36 protein-coding genes are annotated in these 24862 nt (G+C 46.3%); all 36 read right to left on the bottom strand.

Annotation, left to right across the window (positions count from 1 at the left end; genetic code table 11):
* Positions 1-14: 14 nt before the first annotated feature.
* The 36 genes from DXC57_RS11680 to DXC57_RS11500 all read right to left on the bottom strand — a co-directional run bounded on the left by DXC57_RS11680 (position 15) and on the right by DXC57_RS11500 (position 24839).
* Complete coding sequence (locus tag DXC57_RS11680; protein ID WP_118652734.1) at positions 15-1151, bottom strand: hypothetical protein; 1137 nt, start codon at positions 1149-1151, stop codon at positions 15-17.
* Positions 1152-1156: 5 nt separating this feature from the next.
* A complete protein-coding gene (locus DXC57_RS11675; protein WP_118652732.1) occupies positions 1157-2311 on the bottom strand; it encodes a siphovirus ReqiPepy6 Gp37-like family protein in 1155 nt (384 codons plus the stop codon).
* A 4-nt stretch (positions 2312-2315) separates the two neighbouring features.
* Positions 2316-3203: a phage tail family protein gene (locus DXC57_RS11670; protein WP_118652730.1), complete on the bottom strand. Its 888-nt coding sequence runs from the start codon at positions 3201-3203 to the stop codon at positions 2316-2318.
* Between the two features lie 3 nt (positions 3204-3206).
* Positions 3207-6203, bottom strand: coding sequence for a PblA (locus tag DXC57_RS11665; RefSeq protein ID WP_118652728.1), 2997 nt, complete (start codon positions 6201-6203; stop codon positions 3207-3209).
* A gap of 205 nt (positions 6204-6408) precedes the next feature.
* Positions 6409-6813, bottom strand: a complete 405-nt coding sequence (locus DXC57_RS11655; protein ID WP_009297822.1) for a hypothetical protein — start codon at positions 6811-6813, stop codon at positions 6409-6411.
* A gap of 49 nt (positions 6814-6862) precedes the next feature.
* Positions 6863-7426, bottom strand: a complete 564-nt coding sequence (locus DXC57_RS11650; protein ID WP_002591275.1) for a major tail protein — start codon at positions 7424-7426, stop codon at positions 6863-6865.
* A 7-nt stretch (positions 7427-7433) separates the two neighbouring features.
* The gene (locus tag DXC57_RS11645) at positions 7434-7760 is read right to left on the bottom strand and encodes a hypothetical protein (RefSeq protein WP_118652726.1); all 327 of its coding nucleotides are present in this window, start codon (positions 7758-7760) and stop codon (positions 7434-7436) included.
* Entirely contained in the window at positions 7757-8188 is a 432-nt protein-coding gene (locus tag DXC57_RS11640) for a hypothetical protein (protein WP_002591273.1), read from the bottom strand. The genes DXC57_RS11645 and DXC57_RS11640 overlap by 4 nt, the downstream gene beginning before the upstream one ends.
* A 2-nt stretch (positions 8189-8190) precedes the next feature.
* Entirely contained in the window at positions 8191-8529 is a 339-nt protein-coding gene (locus DXC57_RS11635; protein WP_227129905.1) for a hypothetical protein, read from the bottom strand.
* A complete protein-coding gene (locus tag DXC57_RS11630) occupies positions 8519-8854 on the bottom strand; it encodes a DNA-packaging protein (RefSeq protein WP_118652724.1) in 336 nt (111 codons plus the stop codon). Before DXC57_RS11630 ends, DXC57_RS11635 begins: the two co-directional genes overlap by 11 nt.
* 17 nt (positions 8855-8871) lie before the next feature.
* Positions 8872-9252: a hypothetical protein gene (locus tag DXC57_RS11625; protein ID WP_021904695.1), complete on the bottom strand. Its 381-nt coding sequence runs from the start codon at positions 9250-9252 to the stop codon at positions 8872-8874.
* A gap of 52 nt (positions 9253-9304) precedes the next feature.
* Positions 9305-10537, bottom strand: a complete 1233-nt coding sequence (locus DXC57_RS11620; RefSeq protein WP_118652722.1) for a phage major capsid protein — start codon at positions 10535-10537, stop codon at positions 9305-9307.
* Between the two features lie 28 nt (positions 10538-10565).
* A complete protein-coding gene (locus DXC57_RS11615; RefSeq protein ID WP_009297816.1) occupies positions 10566-11162 on the bottom strand; it encodes an HK97 family phage prohead protease in 597 nt (198 codons plus the stop codon).
* A complete protein-coding gene (locus tag DXC57_RS11610; RefSeq protein ID WP_009297815.1) occupies positions 11152-12432 on the bottom strand; it encodes a phage portal protein in 1281 nt (426 codons plus the stop codon). The genes DXC57_RS11615 and DXC57_RS11610 overlap by 11 nt, the downstream gene beginning before the upstream one ends.
* A 17-nt stretch (positions 12433-12449) precedes the next feature.
* On the bottom strand, positions 12450-13892 hold the full coding sequence (locus DXC57_RS11605) for a terminase large subunit (protein ID WP_243032069.1): 1443 nt from the start codon (positions 13890-13892) through the stop codon (positions 12450-12452).
* A gap of 219 nt (positions 13893-14111) precedes the next feature.
* Positions 14112-14465 carry a hypothetical protein gene (locus tag DXC57_RS11600; RefSeq protein WP_154253358.1) on the bottom strand — a complete coding sequence of 118 codons (354 nt, stop codon included), beginning with the start codon at positions 14463-14465 and terminating at the stop codon, positions 14112-14114.
* Between the two features lie 105 nt (positions 14466-14570).
* A complete protein-coding gene (locus DXC57_RS11595) occupies positions 14571-14870 on the bottom strand; it encodes an HNH endonuclease signature motif containing protein (RefSeq protein ID WP_055056147.1) in 300 nt (99 codons plus the stop codon).
* A gap of 181 nt (positions 14871-15051) precedes the next feature.
* On the bottom strand, positions 15052-15630 hold the full coding sequence (locus DXC57_RS11590; protein ID WP_118652720.1) for a hypothetical protein: 579 nt from the start codon (positions 15628-15630) through the stop codon (positions 15052-15054).
* A 20-nt stretch (positions 15631-15650) separates the two neighbouring features.
* Complete coding sequence (locus tag DXC57_RS11585) at positions 15651-16046, bottom strand: single-stranded DNA-binding protein (protein WP_118652718.1); 396 nt, start codon at positions 16044-16046, stop codon at positions 15651-15653.
* Positions 16047-16126: 80 nt separating this feature from the next.
* On the bottom strand, positions 16127-16405 hold the full coding sequence (locus tag DXC57_RS11580) for a DNA-binding protein (RefSeq protein ID WP_118652716.1): 279 nt from the start codon (positions 16403-16405) through the stop codon (positions 16127-16129).
* Positions 16402-16569, bottom strand: a complete 168-nt coding sequence (locus DXC57_RS15535; protein ID WP_002591258.1) for a hypothetical protein — start codon at positions 16567-16569, stop codon at positions 16402-16404. Before DXC57_RS15535 ends, DXC57_RS11580 begins: the two co-directional genes overlap by 4 nt.
* On the bottom strand, positions 16562-16795 hold the full coding sequence (locus tag DXC57_RS11575; RefSeq protein WP_002591257.1) for a hypothetical protein: 234 nt from the start codon (positions 16793-16795) through the stop codon (positions 16562-16564). The genes DXC57_RS15535 and DXC57_RS11575 overlap by 8 nt, the downstream gene beginning before the upstream one ends.
* On the bottom strand, positions 16788-18056 hold the full coding sequence (locus DXC57_RS11570; RefSeq protein ID WP_118652714.1) for a DUF3850 domain-containing protein: 1269 nt from the start codon (positions 18054-18056) through the stop codon (positions 16788-16790). The genes DXC57_RS11575 and DXC57_RS11570 overlap by 8 nt, the downstream gene beginning before the upstream one ends.
* Positions 18057-18264: 208 nt before the next feature.
* Complete coding sequence (locus tag DXC57_RS11565) at positions 18265-19068, bottom strand: ParA family protein (protein WP_118652712.1); 804 nt, start codon at positions 19066-19068, stop codon at positions 18265-18267.
* Positions 19069-19095: 27 nt separating this feature from the next.
* The gene (locus DXC57_RS11560) at positions 19096-19506 is read right to left on the bottom strand and encodes a VRR-NUC domain-containing protein (RefSeq protein ID WP_055214531.1); all 411 of its coding nucleotides are present in this window, start codon (positions 19504-19506) and stop codon (positions 19096-19098) included.
* 215 nt (positions 19507-19721) lie between these two features.
* A complete protein-coding gene (locus DXC57_RS11550) occupies positions 19722-19895 on the bottom strand; it encodes a hypothetical protein (RefSeq protein WP_003023394.1) in 174 nt (57 codons plus the stop codon).
* A gap of 1 nt (position 19896) precedes the next feature.
* Positions 19897-20664: a hypothetical protein gene (locus DXC57_RS11545; RefSeq protein WP_022279754.1), complete on the bottom strand. Its 768-nt coding sequence runs from the start codon at positions 20662-20664 to the stop codon at positions 19897-19899.
* A 171-nt stretch (positions 20665-20835) separates the two neighbouring features.
* Positions 20836-21342, bottom strand: a complete 507-nt coding sequence (locus DXC57_RS11540; protein WP_118652710.1) for a hypothetical protein — start codon at positions 21340-21342, stop codon at positions 20836-20838.
* Positions 21339-21659, bottom strand: a complete 321-nt coding sequence (locus DXC57_RS11535) for a hypothetical protein (protein ID WP_002591249.1) — start codon at positions 21657-21659, stop codon at positions 21339-21341. The genes DXC57_RS11540 and DXC57_RS11535 overlap by 4 nt, the downstream gene beginning before the upstream one ends.
* Positions 21649-21903, bottom strand: a complete 255-nt coding sequence (locus tag DXC57_RS11530) for a toxin PIN (protein WP_117552286.1) — start codon at positions 21901-21903, stop codon at positions 21649-21651. Before DXC57_RS11530 ends, DXC57_RS11535 begins: the two co-directional genes overlap by 11 nt.
* On the bottom strand, positions 21893-22621 hold the full coding sequence (locus DXC57_RS11525) for a single-stranded DNA-binding protein (protein WP_118652708.1): 729 nt from the start codon (positions 22619-22621) through the stop codon (positions 21893-21895). The genes DXC57_RS11530 and DXC57_RS11525 overlap by 11 nt, the downstream gene beginning before the upstream one ends.
* Before the next feature lie 20 nt (positions 22622-22641).
* Positions 22642-22941 carry a hypothetical protein gene (locus DXC57_RS11520; protein ID WP_118652706.1) on the bottom strand — a complete coding sequence of 100 codons (300 nt, stop codon included), beginning with the start codon at positions 22939-22941 and terminating at the stop codon, positions 22642-22644.
* 12 nt (positions 22942-22953) lie between these two features.
* Positions 22954-23295 carry a long-chain fatty acid--CoA ligase gene (locus DXC57_RS11515; protein ID WP_118652704.1) on the bottom strand — a complete coding sequence of 114 codons (342 nt, stop codon included), beginning with the start codon at positions 23293-23295 and terminating at the stop codon, positions 22954-22956.
* 5 nt (positions 23296-23300) lie between these two features.
* Positions 23301-23543 carry a hypothetical protein gene (locus DXC57_RS11510; RefSeq protein WP_118652702.1) on the bottom strand — a complete coding sequence of 81 codons (243 nt, stop codon included), beginning with the start codon at positions 23541-23543 and terminating at the stop codon, positions 23301-23303.
* On the bottom strand, positions 23540-24526 hold the full coding sequence (locus DXC57_RS11505; protein ID WP_117552290.1) for a DNA cytosine methyltransferase: 987 nt from the start codon (positions 24524-24526) through the stop codon (positions 23540-23542). The genes DXC57_RS11510 and DXC57_RS11505 overlap by 4 nt, the downstream gene beginning before the upstream one ends.
* Positions 24489-24839, bottom strand: coding sequence for a hypothetical protein (locus DXC57_RS11500; RefSeq protein ID WP_242994050.1), 351 nt, complete (start codon positions 24837-24839; stop codon positions 24489-24491). Before DXC57_RS11500 ends, DXC57_RS11505 begins: the two co-directional genes overlap by 38 nt.
* Positions 24840-24862: the final 23 nt, after the last annotated feature.

The following is a 24862-nucleotide window of genomic DNA, read 5'->3' as shown; positions in this document are numbered from 1 at the left end:
GGTCTGCCGCCTTTCTAAAATGTATTTGCAAGATAGGAATTACCCACGTAGGTAGCCCCTAACACTGCCGTTTCTACTGTTCTTTCGTAATGCTGGCTCATGTATGCCGCACCCATGTAACACAATCCCAGTACAGCATCATGCTTATAGTCAATGCCCCAGCCGCTTTCTACTCTCTTAAGCCGCTCGTCCAGCGCTGCTATTGCCTCTTTGGTTTCTTTCGTGCCAGCCTCTGCCTGCTTTTTCACTTCCTGCATGGCTGCTGCCAGCTCTTCAATTTGCAGTTGCAGGCTGCCTGCTATGTCCTCGCCCAACTTGTCCTTGATACTCTCAAACCATGTGTTAAATTCGTTTTCAGCGTCCGACTGGAATAGCTTAATTTTTGCCATAAAGTCTGTATAGGCGCTTAAAAGTTCCTTATCCCAGTTGTCAAGCGTGTTTTCAAAACTGCTGTATCTTTCGTTAAACTGGCTTTCATACTGCGCAAATAAGCCCTCTGTCTTGCTTACGTAGCTGTCATATACGCCCGCAATCTCTGCAAGGTACTTTTCCATATTCTGCTTATATGCGCTGAACTCGTCCAGCACGGCTGCGCTATAGGTGTTGAAAAAGTCCGTAAACTGTTTTGTAAGCACGCTTGCGTCTATCTCTTCCACCGTTCCCGTTACGATACCGCAGACTGCGCTATTAAACCGCTGGTCTGTGATATTCTGCGTCTGTATCCTTGTTACGCCCTTGCCTACGTAAATATCTGCAAGCGCAAGCTCCCATATTTCCGTAGTGCGGGTTACTGCCGTTGCTGTCGGCTTTGCAGACGGTGTGCCTTTCAGCACCGCAATATACATATCTCTTTGCGGCAAATCCCAGCGAACTACTACCCTGTCCACCCTGTTAAGCGCTCCCTCTGCCGTATCCAGTGTTACGCTAAGCGTTGCGGGATTTCTAAAGGCGTAGCCGTTTATAAAGGCATAGCCCGCATTTACTCTTATTTCCATGCCGCTGTAAGCTACCACCTGTAGCCCGTCGCTCGGCTTTGGAAAAATGCCGTTTGCAATGAAAGTAGCAAAGTACCACGCCCAATCCTCGGCTTTATATACCCTGTCGTACTCTCCGTCTACTGCCACGGCATTAAACGGTAAGCTGTTTGCCATTTCCGCTACCTCACTTTCCTAATCTGGTCTACCAGCGTCGGCAGGCTGTCGCCAAAAGTCGCCTCTACGGTTTCCTTGCCTTTCTGGTATGTTTCTGTTACTTCTGTAATACGTGCATCTATCTGTATGCCCCACTTGGTTTCTTTGCAAGTAATGCGGTCGCCTAAATCAAAATCAGCCTTAAATTTCAAGTTTGAATTTGTATTTATGGTACTTACAAAATTTATATTCTTTCCGTAGTTTTCCAGCTCTGCGCTGCCTCTCGTTTTCAGCATTGCAATATAGGTATCCAGCGGTATTGTTACCTCTGTTTCCCCCTGCTGGTACTTTCTGGCAATATCCGTAGCGTCGCAGAATACCTCTACCAAATCCAGCCCCGTTGCGCCCTCGCCGTCCACTGTGGTTACCGGCTGGCTGCCGTCGTCGTCAGCTGCTCCCTGCACATAAATAAAGTTGCCGCAGTTCTCTATACTGGCTGTATATTCCTGTTCGTTGACATTATCAAAATCTTTTGAAAATATACATGGAGTGTTGCCCTCGGTATTTGTGGCTGTAAGGTCATTGCCCTTATACAGATAAAAGCCAAACAGTCCCTCTCTTTCGTTAAGCAGAATGTCATAGCCCAGCTTTCCAGCCTGCGCCCTTGCCTTTACTTCCTGCCCCAGCTGTGCGTATACCTCGTTTGCATATTCAACCGCCACGCCGTCTATGGTTTCCTGCGCCAGAAATGTAAACAATGGAAAACGCCGCTTTGTTCCTGCTGCGCTGCCGCAGTTGTTCTTTACCATAAGGTTTATAAGATACTGGTTTGTACCTGTTGCCATAATCTGCGGATAAATGCAGCGTTTATTAAGCCACCAGCTAAGCATATAGCCCTGTGCCTCTAACTGCTCTAAGCCGTTCTCGTCTTTTGTAATGTGTACGTAGGTTATCTGCGCTGCCCTGCGCCATACGCCGCCGTCAGCGGTCTTTACTTCCTTTTTCCCGTCGTGCTTGGTTATTAAATTGCCCTCTACCAGCAAACGGCTGTTATTGTCCGTAATCGGCGCAAGCAGGCTAAAAGTTCCTACGTCAAAATACTTTGTATGCCATAGCAGGCTTGGCAGCTCGTCTATAGCTCCCAGCGGCTGCGCCGTCTTATCGAATACTCTAAGCTCCATACTGTCACACTCCTAAAAATTCCTTACTGTAGAATATGGATACTTCCAGAGAGTTTACGCCGCTGGCTGCGTCATACCTAAACATATTGTCGCCTATGGCAAGCTGCATAAATGTACTGTCTACATCAATGTAGCGGAAATAGTCGGTTTCTACGCCGTCCCTTATCAGCTTAGCGCCCTTGCTGCCGTACTTCGTGTTAATCTCTATCACGTCGCCCGTTTTCATAGTGGCGTTAATCTGTATAAATTCCTCGGTATCCACATTAAGCAGTATCGGGTTTAAAACTGTCCCCAGTGCTGTAAACCTTATCCTCATTCCTGTTGATACGTCGCCCTCGTTGTAGCAGTCCACTATTACGCTTTCCGCTCGGTATCCGTATATCATGCTCTTTGTGCTGTCCTTTTCGATAACGCAAGGGAAATGCCACGCAGCCACCCAGCTTGCTATATCCTCTTTTGTTTCTTCCTCTTCCCGCCAGAACGGGTTAAGGCACTCTATTTGTAAATCAAACTCATAAAGTACCTCTTTCTTTAGTATCTTAGGCTCTCCATACGCCCTGCAATCAATCACACGCTTAAAGCCGCCGTACTCATACACCAGCGTAGCGCTAAGCTCTGGGTTAAATATCTTAAGCATACGGCGGCGCAGTTCCAATGCCTGCGCCTTATCCCGTGTGTTGATATGTCCCACTACGTCTATGTCCCTCGCCTCGATACGCTGCCCTACGTAGGTGTCGCCGTGCTGTCCCATACTGTTTGTGCTGTAAATGACGCTCGTAACGCCGGAAATGCCCTCTACGTCTTTACTTATATTGCAATGGTATACGCTGTCTACTCCCAGCTCTAACCGCTCGCCCCTTGAATTTATGTAAGTCAGTTTTTCATTTTCCATGTGTTACACCGTCCTTGCTATCATTCTGAACTGTCGGGCTGCCTCTTTCTGCTGTTTTGCATAGTCCGTGGTATTCGCATAAATATACTGATTGACAACTACGCCGCCTGCTGCACTGCCGCCTCTCGGCTTTGGCTTTTTGTCGTCGTTATCATACTTAAATTCATTGCCTACATTTACCTTTGCGTCTACGTCAAATTCCTGCGGTACGCTGTCCTCAATCATTTTCTTAACACCGCCGATTTCATTAGAAAAGCCAACGCCGATACCCTGCGCCAGATATACGCCGATTTCGTCACGCATCAGCTTAGACGGGCTGGCAATTCCGAATAAATCTTTAAGGAAATCGGTAACATCTCCTACCCAGTCGCTTATTTTGTCTTTTATCCACCTCGTAGCGCCGCTTATGCCGTTCCAGATGCCCTCTACCATGTTTTTACCGAACCCTGCAAACGTACTGCCAATATCCTTAAATACGTCTGTTATTCCAGTAATTACATTTTTCATGCCCTCTACGGCTTTGTTCTTTACTTCTGTACCCCATGTAGCCACTTTGGAAATTGCACCAGAAATGCTGTTATAAATCTTTTGCGGTATTTCCTTAACAATCGTAACAATGCCCGTTACCATGGCATTCATTACCTCTTTGGCTTTCGTAAGCATATTGTTGCCCCACGTAGCCACTTTGGTAACTGCCCCTACTATGCTGTTCCAGATTTTCTGCGGCAGTTCCTTAACAATCGTAATAACGCCTGTTACCATGGCATTCATTACCTCTTTGGCTTTCGTAAGCATATTGTTACCCCACGTAGCCACTCTGGTTACTGCCCCTACTATACTGTTCCAGATTTTAGCAGGCGTTTCTTTCACAATCGTTACAATGTTCGTAAGCATTGTGTTCATTACTTCTTTGGCTTTGGTCTGCATATTTGCGCCCCACGTAGCCACTCTGGTTACTGCGCTTACTATACTGTTCCAGATTTTCTGCGGCAGCTCCTTAACAATATCTATAACTTTCGTTACAAAATCTGTTATAACTGTGCCGCCTTTTTCCTGCATATTTGCGCCCCACTCTGCTATTTTCTCAACGCCCGCAGCGATTGCCTGCGGTATCAGAGTAGGTAGCTCTTTTATTTTATTTATGATTGTCGTTACCAGCTTGCCCGCCGCCGTCAAAATCTTAGGCAGCCCCGTAATCAGTCCTGTTACAATGGCTGCTATAATCTGCGGTATGGCTGCGATTAAAAGCGGTACTGCATCTATGATGCCGTCAATCAATGCAACTATAATATCGCCCGCACTTTCGATAATAAGCGGTATGCCCTCAACCAGTGCATTTATGATAGCCGTTATGATTTCCGGCAGTGCCTCAATCAGTACGGGCAGCGCTGCTACAAGCCCCTGTGCCAGTCCCGTAAGCAGCTGTAATGCTGCTGTAATCAGCAACGGTATATTTTCTATCAGCATGGTTACAATGTTCGTAACCACCGTTACGATTGTTGGCAGCAATGTAGGTAACGCTTGTGCGATACCTTGCGCCAATTCCGTAATAATCTGTACGCCTGCCTCTAAAAGCTGCGGTAATATAGTAAGCAGCGTATCTATGATTGTCGGTATAATCTGCCCGATTATGCTTATCATTTCCGGCAGCATTCCAACCAGCGTATTAAGCAAGTCCTGTACGCCGCTCATTAAAGGCGGTAATAACTCCTGTATAACCTGTGGTATATACGTTGCAAGCTGCTCTACGATTTCTCCCAGTCCGCTTACCAGCCTCGGCACTGTTTCTATTACCCTCGGTGCTATATTCCCTACCACTGTTACAATACTGTCTACCAGATTGCTTGTAAGCTGTGAGAAATTCGCCTCGCTGTCTGCCATTCCAGCTACCCAGTTGTCCCACGCTGAACTCATAGAACTAACCGAACCCTCTATTGTTGTACTTGCCTCTTTTGCCGTTGTCCCTGTTATGCCCATTTCCGTCTGTACGACGTGAATAGCGTCTACAACGTCTGAATATGATGAAATATCATACTTAATGCCGGATAGCTTGCTTGCATCATCAAGCAGTCGCTGCATTTCCTCTTTTGTACCGCCATATCCCAGTTTTAAGTTATCCAGCATGGTATAATTCTGCTTTGCAAAACCGTTATAGGCGTTCTGTATAAGCGATATATCAGTACCCATTTTATTTGCATTGTCTGACATATCCGTAATTGCCACGTTTGCCTTTTCTGCTGCCGCTGCCGTGTCATTATTCATACTGGCAAGCAGCGACGCTGAAAAGCTGGTAACTGTTTCCATGTACTCATTTGCAGACATTCCGGCTGTTTTATATGCGTCGTTTGCATAACCAACAACCGTATCAGACGACGTTTTGAAAAGAGTTTCTACACCGCCTACAAGCTGTTCCTGTGCTGCGTATCCCTCTATCGCTTTTGTGGTAAGCGCTCCTATGGCTGTTGCCGCTCCCGCAACTGCTGCCGCCGTCGCCGCTGCTGCTGCTTTAAGCGCTGTACCCATTCCACTTAGCACGCTTGTAAATCCAGAAAATTTCCCCTTTGCGTCGTCTGCCTGTTCCCCGCTGTCTTTTATTTCCTTTCCCATTTCGTCAGCGGCTTTTTCTGCTTTTTCCATTTCGTCAGTCGTTTTGCCTAATTCCTGCTCTGTCTTTACAAGCGCTGCTTTCTGGTAATTTAACTGGGTTTCAAGTTTTTTACTTTCTTCGCTATTGTCTCCTGTTGCCTTGCGACATTTTTCTAATGCCGCCTCGGTTTCTTTTACCTTTTTTGCCTGCTCGTCGTATGTTTTCTGTAGTACCGTCTGCTTTGCTTTCAGCGCATCTACGCTGCTTGCATTGTCCTTATATTCAGCCGTTACAAGTTTCATTTCAGAATTAAGCACTTTAAGGGTGCTGTTAATTTCCTTGCAGGCTGCTTTATACTCTGCCTCTCCGTCAAAACTTAACCTTGTTTTGACGTTCTGCGTCTTATCTGCCATAATTAAAAGCCCCCTAACGCTATGTCTATATCGTCCATGTTTTCTGTGGCTGCTGGTGTCCCCGCCTGTTTCTGTCGGAAAATGTGCGGGTTATATTCCTTGTGATATTTAAACAGTGTCGTTATCTGGTATGGTGTTTTTCTCCACGCCTCACGTTCCCTGTATCTCAAAAGCACTACTGCAATATACAAAAGCCGTGCAGTATCTAATTTTCCTGCACGGCTGCCCTGTTTCCCTCTTCTGTTGTTTCTTCTCCGTCGTTTTCGTTCTCTGTGTCGCTGTTGTCTCCCGCAGTTCCTCTGTAGAACGATTTAAAAATAGCGTTCTGTACTTCCTGCAAATTTCCTGCGTGTATCAGTCTGCCTACCCTCTTCTCTTCAAGCAGCTGGGCGTTTTCGTCCTCTGCTAAAAGTGCCTCGTTAATAAGCAGCGTAAGTAACCACCTTGTATCTTTAAAAAGGTTTGGGTTATCTTTATTGAATACCTCGCTTAATTTGTCGTAGCCCCCAAACTTTTCCTGTACTTCGTCTAATGCGTTCAGCGAAAAAAGTAAACCATATTCTTTGCCGTTCAGCTCTACGGGAAAAGCCCCGCTCTTTAATGCTCCCATGATATAAAATTAAGGCGCAGCCCATGCTACGCCTCTCTCCTTTCCTGTTTTATACACTTTCCATTGCTGCTGCCTTTTCCGGCACTGCTGTAAACCACGTTTTAGCCGCTGCGCTTTCCTCTGTTCCCACAAAGTCTGCTTTCCACAAGTTATCTTTCTTTCTTGTTGTAAAAGATGCCTCAATGTCCGGCGTGTTAAATTTGATACTCTCGCCCTTTGTTTCGTACTTTTCAGACGGTACTTTAAATTTTGCTTTAAGCAGCCATACGTAACGGTATTTACCACCCGTTTTCTTAGCTCTGAACCCTACAGCAACATACGGCGGCTCGTCCTCTTTTCCCGCCCATACTACGCTGTTCTTATCTACTGCCTGTCCCAGCAGCTCTGCCAGCACTTCCGGCGTAAGGTCTTTAATTCCCAGCTTAAGCGTTCCGCTTGCAAACTCCGTGACGCTCTCGCTTAATGTGTCGTCTGCATACAAGCTGCCGTCTGCTGTCTTTACGGATAAATCGGCGCTCATTGCCTCTGCCATTTTCTTAGGTGTCCCGTAGCTCTCTGCTCCGTCTGCCTCTGTGCATACGGCGTAATATAAATCTTTCAGTCCCAGTGTCATTGTTTAATCACTCCTCTTTCAAAATCTCGACTGTGATAGGCACTAACCAGTACCCCGTTTCTGTTTCGTAGCTTTCTGCGTCTATGCTGTTGATATAAACGCCTGCTGCTTTCAATACCTCTTTTGTCTTATCAAGCTGCGCCTCAAAATCGCCCTTATGGAAAAGCGTAACTCTATACATTTCCCTGCGCTCTTTCTCTTCGTCGTCTGCATTTACCGCAGGCGTACACAGCAGCCGCAGAAACGTATAATATGCGTCTGGCTTATCCCGTCCAGTGTAAACGCCTCTCTGGGCTGGCAACCCTGCGCTTTCTAAAATCTCCTGTATACTCATTCGCCTGTTTCACTCTCCCATATACTGCGCTGTGCCTCTACTACCTTTTCGTGCGCCTTTTCGTTTGCCACTGTCATATAAGGGCGTGCAGCGTGGCTACTTGTGCCGTACTCTGCCACAAAGCCGATTGTTGCATAGCGCACCTTGCTTTTATCTCCTTTTCTGTCGTTTCCATGCTTTGCCCGTCCCTGTGGGTATATCTCTACGTATTTCTCCGTATCGTCGCCCTTTACGTCCGTAGCTTTTATGGAATTGATAAAACCGCCCGTTTCATTCAGTCCCATTGCCTGTGCCTCTGCTCTCTGTGCCTCTATCAGCACATCAGCACCAGCTTTAAGCATTTTGGGGACTGCCTCAACTGTAGCCGCCTCTCTCCGGCTAAAAGCGTCTATAATATCTTCCAGCCCGACTGTGTTAAACTCTCCCATGCTTACACCTCGTTTCTGTGGCGTAAATCTGTAAGCGTAAGCTCTATGGTGTCTGTTCCTGTATCGTAGGTCTTAAGTACAAAATAGCGCCGCCCGTTTACTTCTACTACGTCCTCGCCGCCATAATCTGCCTTGTGTACCTCGTACTTTGCCTCTACCAGTTTTCCTGTCTGCTGGCTCTTAAAATATTCGCTGTACCCTACTGATTTTTTGTTACAGAATACAGTGCGGGTGCTTTCTTCCGGCTTTACTGCAAAGCCGTTTTTATTTACCCTGTTTTCTGCTGTTGTTTCTGCAATAAGTGTTAATTCGTCCAGCCACTCCACCGCTTTACACCCCACTTTCTGTGCTGTTGGTGTCCGTTTCGGACACTTGCGGCGCTGTGTTGTATTCTGCTGATAAAGATAAGCGCATTTTAAGTGCGTCGTATGACTTTCTAAATTGTTCCGCAGCATTGTTAAAACCAAACTCTGCCTTGCAATACAGTGTAATTGCTCTGATAATCAACCCGTCTGTCTCTTTTATCACTTTTACGCCGTCGTTTTTCATATCAGCTTTGCAGGCGGCTATACAGTCGTTTATTTCCTCTGTGATTTTCTCACTGGTGCTGCTGATACGCAGCGCCGCCCGCATTTTCTCGGTTAATGTTGTGGTATCTGCTGCCACAGCCTGCACCCTCTTTCTTACTCTTCTATTACTGCTGCTACGCCTGCCTCTTCCAGAACTGCTGCACGTTCTCTGCTTACTGCGTATTCGTCCCCAGTATCCTTAATCTGGTTTAATTCCTTGTCAAGGAAACGGCGCTGTGCTTTTACTTTTACAAGCTCTGTGGCTGCCTCTTCCTCTTCGGCTTTCGCTGCTGCCTCTGCTGCCGCCTCTTCCGCTGCTCTTTTATCCTCTTCTGTAAGCTCGCTTTCGTCCGGTATGTCTACCTCAACCGCTGCGCAGCGTGTAGCAATTTCTTTCTTTGTTCCCTCTGCATCTACACCCAGCTGCTTTGCCAGTTCCTGCAAATCTTCTTTCTTGTAGCTTTCCAGTTCTTTAGCGTCTAAATACCCTTTCATGGTCTACCTCGCTTTCTGGCAGCCAGTGTTTATACACCAGCTGCCTTGTTAATTACACTGCTTCGATTTTCTTTACAACTACAAGGCTGTTTTTGTCTACTACCTTGCCGTCTACAAGCATAATGCCCTTTGTAATCTGGTCGTCTGTGTCGTTGTCCTCATACTTCTTTACGCCCATAGAGTAGTTTGTATTAAGCACGTAGTCCTTGAAATTGAAAAGGAATGCAAAAATTGTATCTTTCGCAAGTGCTGCGCTGTAGCTTGCTACGTAATCGCAAAGTACAACTGTTCTGCCTAAAAGCGTTCTCTCCGGCTTTCCAGATGTTCCATAGTTCACTTTTGCGATAGGCTGCCCGTTCTTATCTGTCATGCCTACATACTCCATAAAGGTCTTTTTACTCATGCACCACACAGCGCCATTTTCATAAGCCATAGGTAAAGCACCCTCTGCCTTAATCAAATCACTGTAAGACGGTGCGGCGCTCTCGATTGTCTGCCCGTCGGCTGGTGTCTCTGCTAAAATTCCTTTCGGTTTTCCTGTTCCGTTTCCGTCAATGATTGCCTGCTCTAACGCTTTTGTCATTGCCTCAACAATATTGTTAATAAGCAGTGTTTCAAAAGCGCTGATTGCCATTGTATCTACTTCCAGAGATACGGCTACTGCGCAGCGCAGCTTATGGTATGCAAAAGTAATCATGCCGTCTTTTGCAATATTCTTTTTCTGCTTGTCGCTGCCTGCTCCCTCATTTACCCATGTTGCAGTAGGCTTTACAGTAGATACAGGGATAGAAACGCCGCCCTTGTATGCAGTTCTGGTTACAAGGGCTAAAATCATACCTGTGCTTTCCAGCTTTTCTACAATCTGGTTAAGCACTGTGGTAGGGATAACTGCGCCTACGTCTGTGCTTTTGCTTACCGCATCTGCTCTGTACTCTTTCGGCAGCGCCTCGCCTCTGCATACATATTTCATAAATGCTTTGCGGTATTCCATGCTGCCGTATTTGTCGTCGTTATCGCCCTCGCCAGCTACTCCCTTGAAATTTCTAAGCACTCTCTGCTGTCCGCTGCCGTCTCCCTCTCCGTCGCCTACGCTTTCGCCTGCTGCAATTCTCGCAAGCAGTGCGCTACGCTTTTCTGCTGCTGCCTTAATTGCCGCTCTCTCTTCCTGTAAGGCTGTTACCTCATTCTCCAGCGCTGTAATTTCTTCCTCTTTCAGCTCCGCTGCTCTTGTGGTAAGCTCGTTTTTAATTGCTGCTAATCTTTCCTCAATTTCTTTTAATCTCATTGTTATGTTTCCTTTCTGGTCTTGGATTTTATAAGCTCGCTCTAATCTTTAGTATTGCTGCCCGCCTCTTAAGCAACTCCTGCCGCTCCTGCTCGTAACTCCTACTCGCAAAAGCACGGGCGCTTATTTCAGTATCGCCGTTTGCTGGAATGCTCACGGCTGATACATCATAAACTTTCTTGATTTTCAAAATCGTCCTTGTATGTGTTTCTCTGTCGTAGCTTTCCTCTGCTACGCTAAAAGCCCATGACATTTTATTTATCATGCCCGCCTCTATGTCTTGGTATAGCCCACGGGCTAAATCTGTCTTGCCTAAATCAGCCGCCACCTTAAGCCCTTTATAGTCCGGCTGTAAAATCAGTGTCTTATTTGACTGTCTGGCAAATACCCTGCCCTCATGGTCGTACTGCATGATAACGTCGCTCATGTCTGCACCGTCTAAAGCGTGTGCGTCTATTCTTTCGTAAATCTTTGTGCCGTCCTCAAATTCATACAGCAAATATGGCGTATCAAACGTAGTGGCGTAACCCTCTACGTAATACTCCGTCTGTATCAATTTCGTTGCACTCTGCGCTGTCAATGGCGCTGCCAGCGCCCTATATTCCCGCTCTTTCTTAATCGGCATTATTTACACCCTCTTTCTCTCCCAGCCCGCCTGCTGGTTCGCCTGCTGCCGCTGGCGGTGTCTGCTGCGGCTCTGCCTGCTGCCCTGTTGCTATGGGCGCTTGCTGTATAATTATCTGTGGCTTTCCATTACTGTTTTGCAGTTCGCTTACCTCGGTATACTCTTTGCGGATATAATACTTTTCCCCGTCCTCAACGTGTGCCATGTTCCATATATCCATAACGCCGTTTCTGTTCAATAGCGCACGGTCAAAAAGCTGTGTGCTTACACTTAACTTTGTGGCGTTGCTGGCATATTGCAGGCGGTTTGCTGAAAAGAAAATAGCATTACCGCAAGCTCTTTCTCTCTCGGTAAAACTCATATTTGTCATAACAAGCGATAGCTGTATTGCAAACGGTTCTATTTTCCCCTCGTAGTAAGCATTCCACGTATTTTCATCAAATTTATTTTGTAAAATATCCATGTTTGTACCAAAATGCGTGCATACATTTTCCTGTATATTCTGCATCTGCAATGCGTTTGGCGTGTATGGTTTGCTCTCTACCTGTTTCAGCTCACTAAACTTGTTATCATAAATTATCATGCCGCTATCGTTGTCGGCGCTTAAGTTATCCTCGGTAAAACGCTGTCGCTCTTTCTTTATATCCTCTGGTTTCAACATATTTGCCACTTTTGCCAGAAAGCGGATATTTGCAGAATTTTTGACAGCGTTTATAATTCCCTCGTTTTGCGTATGTATCAGCTGCATTGTTGGCTTAAGTGTTCTGTTGTCCTCTCCGAAAAGGTCGTCTGTGTATTCAAAGTCTGTCATAATGCCTACACGTTCAAACTCTATAGCTCCATGCTCGCCATTTGCAAACAGATACCGTAAATACACCTGCCCTGCTGCCTCTACGACTTCGCAGCGTTGTGCTCTCAATGGATACCAGCCACAAAGCCGCCCGTACTCGTCCTCGATAGGTATAATAAAAGCGGTGTGTTCCACCGCTACATACGTTGCCAGACGCTTAATAAATTTTGTTGTGTCCATAAAATAGTTGGGCTTATGCTGTAGTGTCTTTTCCAGTGACTTAAGGGCGCTGCCCTCAATCTCCGGCTTAAGTTTACTGCAATGTGTCGCAAAGCTGTTTACTGCCGTTCTGGTTAAATCCATTTCATATACGCCGCCGTTATAACTGGTAAACGTCGGGCTGTATCCGTTCAGCATTTTAAAATAGCTGTCGATATATCGCAGCTCTTTACCATGAAAAAGATAATCTAAAAATTTCATGCCGTTTACTCTCCTTTCTATGCGGCATTTTTAAGCAGCTCGCCGCACTCTTCCCAGTATTTCTGCCGCACGGTCATTGCATCTATGACAGATACAAAGCCGTCGATATGCGCCCGCTGCTCGATTTTTATAGGTCTGAATTTTCTTGTTTCCATGTTGTGCTTAAGCGCAACATTTAAGAAATGTGTCTTTAGTAAATTGTTGTCGGCTATCTTAAAATCGCCGTCTTTTATGATGCCCTCAAACTCCCTTATAACTGGTGTAAGGTTTTCGCCTTGGTAAACGTCGTCCATGTGAAAACCATAATTTGCCATATCGGTAATAAGGTACTGGGCGCTGTATCTGTCGTAGCCGATTTTTAAAGGTCGTATGCCGTAATCTTCCAGTAACATAGTAAACCAGTCGTAAACGTCGTGGTAGTCTACGTAATTCTCGCCGCTTAAGGTTATCAGCCCCTTTTTAACAAATATGTCATACGGCACGCCGTCCGTAGCCTGTAAGTATTCCAGCCTGCCCCGTGGCATAAAGAACTGCGTAAACGCATACAGTGTGCCGTCTTTCTGAATAACCACACTGGCTGCCGTTAAGTCCGTTGTCTGGCTTAAGTCAATACCGCCCACTGCGTAGCAGTCCCTAAAGTCCTCTAAGGTCTTTTCTACTCCGGCGTTCTCTACTGTCTGATATTCCAGCCATGCAATAGAGCTGTTCTGCTTGATATTGCAATACTTTGTAAGGAACTCTGCTTTTTTACTTAAGCTGCCCTCTGCTACTGCTATCTCGTCCATAAAGAAACTTTCTTTTACGGATACGCCCATGTTAGGGTTAGCCTTTTTCAGTTCGTCTATGTCGTTCCACTTCTCCACATCATCAATCATGTAAAGGAATGGTAATAGCCTGCGCTCTTTGCTGTTTCCTTTCAAGAAACTTGTGCTACGTTTCATTAGTTCATCATAAATACTGTCGTTGATATATCCGGCAGTGCTTATGCTCAATATCATAGGTTGAGTACGTGCGCCTAAAGCGGATTTCATAACCTCATACTGCTTTAGTCCAGCGTCCCCGCTCCATGCTGCCATTTCATCACATACCACAAGCTGCGGGTTAAATCCGTCTGACTTCTTGGCATTAAAAGCAATCGGTTTTATTACCGTGTTGCTCTCCGCAATATAAATATCGCTGCGCCGTTTCTTTGCCAGCTCCGCTAACTCGTCCTCTGCCTGTACCATTTGATAAAATCCGTCATACACCAGCGCCGCTTGGTCTAATTTCGGCGCTAAGCAGTATATTTCTTGTCCATACTCCGGCTCTAAGTACGCCATATATGCAATAATCGCAGATGCAAATAAACTTTTTCCGTTTTTTCTGCCAATTACAATAAAAATTTCACGGAAAATACGTATTTTTTCTGCGTCCTGTATGCCAAAAATAACAGAAACTATGGCTTTCTGCCATAGCTCCAACTTGATTAAATCATTACGTCCCTTGCTGTGGTGGCAAAAGTTCTCTATGAACCGTATAGCCTTATTCGCAGCCTTTGCATTAAAAAAATACTCCTGCTTTTGCAGCCCGTTTATAATGATTTCGTATATTTTCTTTATCCATTTTCCCGCTATGATTTCGCCGCTTGTAATCTTTGCGTGGTACTCATAGATATAATTTCGATAAGGCGGCAATATTGCTTACTCTTCCCGCAAAGCCGCCAGCCTGCTTGTCTTTCGTTTCGCAGCTGGTACTAATTCCGTAAGCTGCTTAATCACTGCTGCATAGTTCTTACTAAGCGCTATGTAGGTTTCTGCCTCTGGGCTTTTCTTTGTTCCCCACTGGTTCTGCCCGTTCTGGTACTCGCTCGTCCAGCCGTCTTTTTCAAGTTTCGCCTGCAAGTCGTCCAGCTCAACGCTCATAAATGCAGCCTTTTCTATCAGCGGCGTTACTAATTTTCTTTTGTTTTCGTCTAAGTCCTTGAAAATTCCCTTAAGTCTGGTCTTTTCGGTCTTTATCCTCTGTTCTTTGGTTTTCTCTTTCTTTGTTGCCATTCCTTTACCCCGCTTTCCATTCCTGCGCCGCACCACACCCCCTACACCACCCGTGCGCACGCCCGTAGGGTAATTTTAGGGTATCCCCCTCGGTATTCGCCCCCTTTAATTATTTTTCTGATATGGGGGGAGTATGCCGCCGTTCTCGTCGAACTGATACCGCTTATGCCTCTCCTGTTTGTGGTGTTCCTTGTTGTGACAGTCTTGGCACAACGCCTCTAAGTTATCCCAGCACAACGTAACGCTTATGTCGTTTATGTTCTCTCTGTTAAGCCAGCGCTTATGATGCACTATCTTTGCGGGCTGCCCGCAGCGTTCACAAATATAATCTTGTGACATTAAATAAGCGGCTCTGGTTTTTTCCCATGCCGCTGATAAATAAAAACTCTTAGCCCATGCTTTCATACTGTCCCCTCTCTTTCTTCATTCCCCAGCGCCCTAAGTTTCATGCGCTGGGTGGAGGCTAAAGAATGAATAGAAAAAGAGTAGGCAACTGCTGCCGCACATGGCTTAAGCTATCGCCTACTCATTTCATGCTACCATTGTATCTCTTTTGTTTTCCCATGTAAACACCACGTTTTTACCATTACTTTACCACGCCAGCTGTGCGCTCTTCATCAATCCCCCACAACAATACTGACAGCTCGTTTATGATACCTGTTACCCAGCGCCTCGGTGTGTTCTTTCCTGTGTCCAGTTCCTCTGCAATTTCCGCATAGTCCATGCCTTGCATGAAATACATTTCAAACGCTTTATACTCTACGGCTCTTCCTGCTGCCTCTCTGCGGCGCTCTATCTCTTCTACCGCTTTGTCTATATGTGCTGTCATTATCAATGTCTTAAAGCGTGTGCGTCTGATACTCTCTAAGTATGTACGCTGCTGCTCGTCCGTCATGCCCTTAAGCTCTAACTGCTGCCCGTCGCTTATTGCGTTCTCGATATGAAAAGCCATATCACGGTAACATTTCATAAGCGTAAAAGTGTTGTGGTATTTTTCTTTCTTCCGCTCCTGTTTCTCCTGTCGTTTTAGTTCCGTTATTGCAGCCTTTGCCTGTTTCTGCATCAGCTCTGTTAATTCGCTTTCATGCAGCTGTACCCAGCTTTCAGCCTCTGGCGGCATTTCTACCCCTGCCGCCGCTGTTGTCTTTGTTTCTTCCTGCTCCATGTTCTGTACCTCGCTTTCTGTTAATTAAATGGTAGCTCTTCGTCTGCTCCCTCTGGTATGTTCATAAACCCGTCACTCTCCGGCAGCTGCTGCCCTCTCGCCTCTGCCTCTGCTTTGCTCTCTCCAAATCCTACGTTATTTGCCACAACCTCTGTGTAATATACCTTACTGCCCGTGCGCTGGCTCTCGTAGCTGCCTGTTTTAATCTTGCCCGTAACCTCTGCCCTGCTGCCTTTGCTTAACCATTTCTGCGCCCATTCCGCAGTACGTCCGAAACACTTAATATTTATAAAATCTGTGTCTTTCCCGTCGTCTACCGCAAGCGTAAAGCGGGTAATAGCTGTGCTGTTATCCTGCCCGCCGTATCTAAGCTCTGGTTCTCTTGTAAGCCGCCCTGTAAGTGATACGTTATTCATGCTTTCTGTTCCCCTCTTCCAGTTTGTCCATCTTTGAAAATATAGCCAGCAATTCCAGTGCTATAATTCCCAGTAAAATATTAGTCATTTTCTACCGCCTCGCTTTCTTCTCTCAATCCCGCTGCCATATTGCTAAGCGCCGCTGCTACGTTCTCACATAATGTCGCCAGTGCTGGCTTTATACTCTGCACCCAGCTGTTAATAGCTGCCGTCAATGTTTCTGCTGCTGTTGGCAATGTTTTATTTATCTGTCTTGCCATTTTTCTTGCAAGCCTGCGCTGTTTTCGCTTGTCCAGCTCTAACGGCGGGTTTACTCCGTGCTTTTTCTTGTAGTTCTTTTTCCACTGTCTGTATTTCATTCCTTGCGCCCCTTTCTCCACATTTTATACGGCAGCAGCCATACTGGCGCTGTTATTATCAACGCCAGTTTTGCTACACATATCAGCATATATACCGCTATGTCTACTGCTGCCTGTCCAAATTCTTCCACTGCATTTACTATGCCGTCCATATACTCAAACATTTACTACCCCGTTTTCCTGCTTAATCTCAATATTTCTGCCGCCTCGCTGCTTTATAATTGCCTCTACGTGCAAGTATGCAGGCAGCATAACCACGCTGCCTGTTCGTAACTGATATTCTACGCTTTTCCGCATCTTCTCGTATTGCTCTGCCTTGCAAAATGCCGTACAACCCAGAATAATTGTAAATACCTGTGCTTTCTTCTTTTTCCGCTGCCGTCTATTCATGCTCTACCCCGCTTTCCGTGTCCGTTTCGGACACCTTACCCGTATAGTCTGTTACTCTGATACCCAGAATACAGTAGCCCTCTGTAAGCCCTGTGTAATCTTCCAGCATATAAATAATATCTGCATCAATCGTGCGCCCCGTGTGCTTACCGTCCTTAAATTCCAGCATTTTAAGGCTGTCGCCCTGTTTGTAGCCTCTGTCATTCTTCCGCAGCTCAAAGCTCTTTTTCCCGCTTACTACGTCCTCGTAATCAGATGCCACTATTTTTATCTCATGCTGCTTATGCTCTATATTTCCCTCACTTGGCAGATGCTCCATTTTTTCTGCGTCTGCCCGTTCCTGCAATTTCTTCTTTGTCTGGCGGTCTATAGCGTCCTGCTCTTCGCTGTATCGCTGTTCGTCTGTCTTTTCAGCCTCTGCCTTGTTTATGTACTGGTCGCATTTCTGGCACGTTCCCGTTTTTACGTTGCAGTCCTTGTATTTCTGGCAGGAATAGCACAAGGACGTTATGCTCTCTGGGTGCGGTGTTTCGTAATCGTCCCCCGCCTTTTTCTCTGCTACCTTTTCCGCTATTTCCTTTGCTCTCACATTTTCGCCCGCTGCTGCTTTTTCCGCTATTTCTTTCTGCTCGTCCTCGTCCAACTTGGCTGCCTCGTATGCAGCAGTGATACCTAAATTTCCCTCTTTCAGCTGCTCTTTAATCTCCGGCGTTGCGTTGTTGTTGATTGCGTCCATTCTCGCTACGTTTGTGCTGCTCTCATTTATCATAGCCGCCACTAAATCACGCATTTTGCCCTGTATCTCTAAGCCGTCCTCTTCCTTGGCTCTGATAAGCGCCGCTTTGGTACGCTCTACTAATCTGGTTTTTTCATAGGCTGTAAGCTCCTGCGTAAATCCGTTGCCAGCCAATAAGCGCAGCTCATACATTGCCTCGCTCATATCCATAAAGCGGTAAAGCACTTTCTCATACTCCTTATGCCCCCGCTCTAAGTTCAAAATATTTGCCGCATTACGTCTGTGTCCGTCGATTATACGGTATTCCCCGTTTACTCTTGCCAATACTGTAGGCTGTTCCTGTCCTACGTGCAAAAAGCTGTCTGCCAGCTCTTCTATGTTCTCTAATTTCTGGTGTGTATTCTCCTGCGCTGCCTTTACCTCGTAAGGGCTTAAATAAATCTCTTTGTATCCGTCCGTCTGTGCCTGCTGCCCTGCTGCTTTCGTCTTTGCGTTCAGAATGTCGTTAATGCCAAACTTTGCCATATTCTCTACCTCGCTTTCTCAATCCTTTGTTTTTTCTTACACTGTCCCATTACTCCGTTACACATTTCGCACGTTCTCCAATGCTCGCAAGCGTCGCTTTGCGGGCATTTCTGCCCTGCAAATTTGCCGCCCCAGTTCCAGCACTCCGTACCGCCAGTCCTGCGGCAATGCCAGTAAACGCATAATCTCTCTTTATGTGCCACGCTTGCTACCTCGCTTTCCCTGTATACGCTGTTACAAATTTCTTGTACCCCTGCGCCGCTCCGCAGCATGGGCTATACTCATAAATCGGCTTACGCATGAAAGTATTTTCTGCTACTTTCTTGGAATACCGAATAATACCCAAAATATTAAAATCTGTCTTTTGTTCCAGCCACTCTATGCCTGCTGCCTCTCCGTCTGTGTTCTGGTATGACGTAATCAGTACGCCTGCCAGCTTTAATGCTGGCTTAAACGCCTTTGCGTCCTCTATCTGCTCTGTCACAATGTCCAGCCCCTCTAAAGCGTCCTCGTCCACCTTTACGGGTACTATTACCTCGTCCGTGATTGCCAGCGCATTTACAACATTAAGCCCAATATCCGGCGGGTTATCAATGATGCAGTAATCATACGCCCGCTCTGTTTCTATGTAGTCAAATTTTGCATACCCGAACCCCAGCACTTTCGCTGTTACCAGCGCTTTGTATCTCTCTATCTGGTTTTCGCTGTCCTCTTTTGTTAAATTCCATGTAGCCCCAAATAGTGACATATTCGCCGTTACAATGTCGATACCCTCATACTCTGTATGCTGTATCAGCTCGTCTGCGCTTTCCCAGTCCCCAGCCAGCAGCCTTGTAACTGGTGCTACGTTCTCTGCATCATATCTGCTGTACGCCTTGCTTAAATTTCCCTGCTTGTCGTTGTCAATCAGCAGCACCTTATAACCTCGCCTGTAAAGCTCATACGCCATGTTTGCCGCTGTAAAGGTCTTGGCTACGCCGCCCTTTAAGTTCAAAATGCTTATTGTTTTCATTCTTTGCCTCTCTTTCCTGCGTCGCCTCTAACGCATGGTTACTGTTTCCTGCTCTTTTGTAAGCTCGTCTGAATGTAATAAATACTGCTCTATCAGCTGCGCTGCTGGCTGCCAGCCGTAGCAGACGGCGGTATAATATCCCTGCTGTCGCAGATACTCTAACCACTCTTTCTGTTTCTTGGTCGTCGTGTTCTCGCCTGCCTTAAGCTCTATGTAAAGCCCATGATACCCAGCCCTTGCAGCTGGTAGCATAATATCCGGCACGCCAGCCTTTACGCCCTGCCTCTTAAGCACCGCTGCTGTTGCTTTATCACGTTTGCCACCGTTTGGCACATGATACATATATTGCAGTTCTGGCATAAGCCCTGTTCTGTATGCAGCCCAGCTAAATAATGCCTCTTGATGCCCGCTTTCGTCGTCCAGTCTAAAGTTTCTCATTTTCTCGCCTCGCTCTCTGCTTAAATTCTACATACTGGCAAATTCTGAAAAGCAGCCCGTCCTTATGCGGCTTGCTGTTCTCTATCGCCAAAAGCGTTATTGTTTCCTCGCTTTGTAGTCCCGCATTTCCCAGTACGTCCCAGCGGCATATATCGTAGTATCTGCACCGCAGGCAGCAGCGCTTACAGTCCTTGCCTTTCTGGAATAACCAGTATTTAATTTTTTCTATCATGTTTTCTGCCCTTTCTGCTGCCGCTGTCTTTCCAGCTCTCCTGCTGCTCAAAAATAGCCGCCGCAATTCTAAACGCCAGATATGCCGCCACAATCAGCGCCAGTAGTCCGGCTATTATCAGCACTGCTGCAATGGCAATGCCCTTGATTATCTGCATTTCAGCCCCCCCTATCTGTTATTTTTACTAATGTGTATCTTAAATACCCATAGCCGTAATATTCTGGGCTATGTACTCCCATGCTTACGCTGTTCTTATCCACGTAATAGCCCTTTATTGCCTTTGGCTCTTTCTTGAAATACTCACGGTCTGAAATTATGTGATACTCTGGCTCTGGTCTTACTAAATTCTTGCTGCAATTCCAGCGCTTTCCCTGTAATGCTCCGTCAGTACCCTTTTTGTGCGTTCCTGTGTACTTGATTAAATAACTTGCCAGCTCTGCATAGTTGCCGCTGTCGTCCAGTGGGAATACCTTAACCCTGTTATGCCCCTCGTATGCCTTATACCAGCAGCGCTGTAAAATCTCTGTGTCAATTTTATTTACTACAAGGTGGTGATGCCTCGCACCTTTCTTGCCTATCTCCATAACGTGTATGTATTTGAACTCTAACCCTGCTTTTCTGTACTCCTTTCTGCACTCCCTCAAAAATACGTCTATGTCCTGCCGCATCTGCTCCGGCGTTCTGTCTGGCTCTCCTTTCCTGCGGATATAGTCAAGCACTAAATGGTAGTCCCCATAGCCATAGTTCGCATTTATGAGTATCCTTAACTTTCTCTCTGCCTGTCTGGTGTTTACTTTCTCCTGCTCTTCTTTTGTTGGCTTTACCTTATCCCCTCTGCTAATACCTTTCTTTTTGTATCTGCTGGTAAAGTACCTCTCTATCTCTATCGTATTTCCCGCTTTTGTTACCCTCTCTACGTATGGCATATATCTACCTCTCTGTCGGTTCGTTAATACTTTTATCAAGTGTTAAAACGGGCTGCCTGCCCGTTAAATTTCTTGACTTTGCGCCATACATAGCTTATAATTTTTATAGTATTTCAAAGCTGTATAGCTTAGCGCCTATGGTGTTTCCCCACCGTAGGCGCTTTTATTTTTTCATGTTTCCTGCCGCTCTCTTATGCGGCTTAAGGCATACTCATAAGCCCGTCTGTATGGCTCTCTGCAATCGTAGCCCGTGCAGCTGTATAATTTGCTGCCCTTGCAAAATTCGCAGCTATGCAGCTTTGCGTAATCGCTCGCCGCCCTCTCCTGTCGCTTTTCCCCATATTCCAGATGCCGTTTAATCTGGTTTGCATCTATAACCGTAATTCCCAGCATATTTGCTGTATGTATTTCTCTGTCCATTCCCTCTGTTATGCCGTATTTCACACCAGCAATAACAAAATCGCAGCCTTTCAGCAGCGCAAGCCCCGCAGCCATGCCCCTTGCCCGCTCTTCCGGCTTTTTATCGTCCATGCACTGCGTCATATATAAATGCGGCGTAATGGGTGCTAAGCCCGCCTCTAACGCCTGCCGTGTCAGCTGCTGCGCATAATCTATGTTTCTGTCCAGCTCTGCGCCGTCTTTCGCCCTGTATGGGCTGCATATATAAACCTTTCTCATGCCTTTTTACCCGCTTTCTGTTGTGCCTCTGCCCGTGCCTGTTCATTTCCTGCCAGATATGCTGCTAAGCACATCAGCTCGTCTGCTCCCTTTTGGTCTATAAAATTACAATCAACGCAGCATTTACAGTACCCCGTAATCTGTAAATATCTGTCGTATACTTCCTGTGGTGTCTGGCACTGCTTTAAGCTGTCCACCATGCCTGCAAGCTGCTGTATTGCCTTTATGCCTGCCTCGCCGCCCTTTCCGTGTATCCCTACTGTAATCTGCCGCATTTTTGTTGCGCCGTCTGCTCCTAAAATTGTTTTACTCTTCATTCTGTGCCTCGCTTTCTTCCTTAAACACAGCCAAAAGCATAGTCATTGCATCTATCGCTGTATCAAAATGTTTCCCCAGCTCTGCTGCGTCAATAAGCCCCTGCTTTATGTTTCTTCCGTTCCCTTTCATTACTTGCGCTTGCAAAATAGGTTTTAACTGGCTAAGCCCAGCTATGCTGTTCTCTAACTCTTCCTCGCTCACGCAGATTTTTACATAACCCTTGCCGATATGTTCAACGCTCATTTTCTGCCTCTTCCTTTCTTCTAATCAGCCGTACCGATACCTCATAAGCTGTGCGCTGTTCTCTTTCTCCTGTGGCTGCGTCAAGCACCTTTTCATACTGGCGGCTCTGATACCGTCCCAGCAGCTCTACAGTGTCGCCCTGCTGCCACTGCGCCGCCTCGTCTGCCTGTTCCTGCCAGCAGATGCACGGTAAAAAGCAGCTGCCGCCTGTAAGCTCATTTCTTACCTTTACCGTAATATCAGTAATGCGCTTGCCTCTCGGTGTTTTTCTGTATGTTGGCTTATTCGCTATAACGCCTCTTACTGCTGCCTCGTCCTGCTCTACTGCCTTTTCCGATACCGCCACAAAATCTGCCAGAATATATACCAGCAGTCTACCGCTCTGGAAGTCCTTAAGCGTCTGCACCTTACCTGTCAGTAAAAGCCTGCTGCCCTCTACAAATTCCTGCATAACGTCAAATTCTATGCCGTTGCAAGCCCTGTATGGTACGTCCTCTGCAAATACTACCGTTACCTCGTCCGGCACGCCGCTTGGTCTTACCGTTTCCAGCTTTGCCATATAACCACAAAGCGGCAGCCCGCATAGCTGCTTAATTTCCTTAATCTGTGTAAGCGTTCCTACCAGTCCCGCTACATTTCCCTTGATACCGCCACCTGTAAGCTCGTCCATGATTGCAGTATCTAAATCCCGTAAAAAATCTGGCTTTTTCTTTGTCATACTTCCTGCCCTTTCCTTTCTTATATGTAAATGGTGTAGTAAAGCGACATCTGCAAATCACTAAACTTATACTGTGCTGTCTGTTCTGGCTCTAATGGTTTCATAAGCCCCAGCTCTTTCCAGCGTCTGTGCGTTATCTCCGGCACTGCTCTAAACTTCTTTACCTCATGCCCGCTGTATTTTCGGTATTCCTCGCTTATCTCATGGTCTGCAAACGGTTTGAACGCTGCCAGATACCCTACGTAAGCCTCTGCTTTGCCCTCGATAATGCGCAGGCGGTCTGAACTTTCCAGCGTGCCTATAAATTCCTTTACTGTCACTGTCTGCCTCTCCTACTTCTCCGGCATTTCGTACAGCCTCGGTATTACTGCCGCAAACGGCTGTACGTCCATGCCGCCCCTTATTACGGCTGCACCACCAGCCGTAAACAGATAACTTACGCACGCTTTCTGTATCTCGTCCAGCACTTCTAAGCAGCGCTCTTTTGTGGCATACTCTCCAATTTCTTCTAAACACCCGTCACTTATGCAAATTACGTGGCGCTTTTCGTCTGCCTCTGCGCCGCCTCTCTTTTTCTTTATGTCCTCGTGCTCTCCATACTCTACGCAGGCGTAATTACCGCCCAGTCTATACAGCTTTTCTTTATTCTGGCTGCGTATATATACCTCGCTCATTGTCTTTATCTCCTTGCCTCTAAGTTTTCCATTTCAGAAATGCAGTTTGACGGTATCAGCTCATAAGCTGCCGCCTCTATTTCTGTAAGCACCTCTTTGTACTCAATGTATCCCCACGCCTGCCGTTCTATCTCTGGTACGTTCTGCCGTTCCTCAAAATTTTCTATATGTAAAATCTCGTTTCCCTGCGGCTTTGGAAATGTTCCCAGTGATAACGGGCGTAAAGGGCTGTAATATCTGTGGCTCATTCTCCCGCCCCGCTTTCCGTTGTTTCGCCCAGCAATATTTTTCTAAACATACTCTCAAAAATCGGTACTGGTATGCTGTTCCCCGCCTGCTTATACAGTGGCATTGTGTAACGCCCTACTTTTTTATGTACCGCAGCCGCCGCCTCGTAGTCTGCATCTGTATAGCCTTGCAAGCGCCAGCACTCCCGTTCTGTAAGGTATCTGTAGCGCCCGCCGCCCATATCTATTACCTGTGCTGGTGTTCTGTCTTGCCTTGCGGTAATTGTAAAAGCGCAATCCTCTATTACCGTTGCCCGTCGTATTCCTTTCTTTCCGATTGCATCTAAAACGCTCGGCTGTGTCACGTCATACACTGGCGGCGCATCTGGTAGTAAAAAGTCGTTAATATCTTTCATGGGCGTTTTTATTAAATCATCAAAAGAAAATTTTTCTTTTCCCAATACAGATACTGTGAAAACTCTTTCTCTTGATTGTGGTAAACCAAACTCTCTTGCGTCCAGTATTTCAAAATTGCTACTATATCCCAGCCGTTCCATTTCTGATAAATACAAGTTGAAATTTACCCGCATATAGCGGCTTAACACATTTTTGACGTTTTCCCATATTACGTACTTTGGTTTCCATTCTCCCATTTGTTCGATAATATGAATTGTTTCCCACATAAGGCTTGAACGTGTGCCGCTACCTTTGTCTGCTCCCTTACCTCTATTTATCCGTCCCGCCTCTGCTGTCGCTTTTCCTTGGTGTCCTGCTATACTAAAATCTTGGCAAGGGCTGCCATGTATTAAAATGTCTGGTTTTAAATTCCAGCCTACGACGCTTTGCGTCTTATATGGCAGCTCGTCCGCAAACATTGCGTTATAGGAACGTACTGCCTTTTCGTCTATCTCTACATAGTCAATGGCTTTTACTGGTATGCCAATATTGCGCAGTGCGCAACGTGGGCTACCTATCCCGCCGAACAATTCTAAAATCTGTATCATGGTTCTTTTTCCTTTCTTTCGTAGTAAAATAGTAATCATTCATAATCAGCATTTCTTTACTGAAAATGCACGTAAGCCCCAGCGGTACTGTAATAAATGCTATCGTTATGTCGCCCTCTGTCGCCCATACTGCCAGCACGGTAATTGCAAGCATTGCAAGCCCACAGGCTTTCTGTTTAATGAAATACCAACGGCGGGCTTTCTTTGCCTGCTCCTGTTGCCGCCTCTGCTCTTTTTTCTTACGCATATCTGCCATTGCATCTGCGTAGCCTTTCTGGTATGCGTCCTCTACTATCAATGCCTCTGCTGCCATTCTCTGCCTCTCTTCCTTTCGGC

It is taken from the genome of Clostridium sp. TF06-15AC, from assembly GCF_003481165.1.
GTDB classification, from domain to species: domain Bacteria; phylum Bacillota; class Clostridia; order Lachnospirales; family Lachnospiraceae; genus Otoolea; species Otoolea fessa.
The sequence above is the reverse complement of the archived record's forward strand: the minus strand, read 5'-3'. Positions and strand labels throughout refer to the sequence as shown.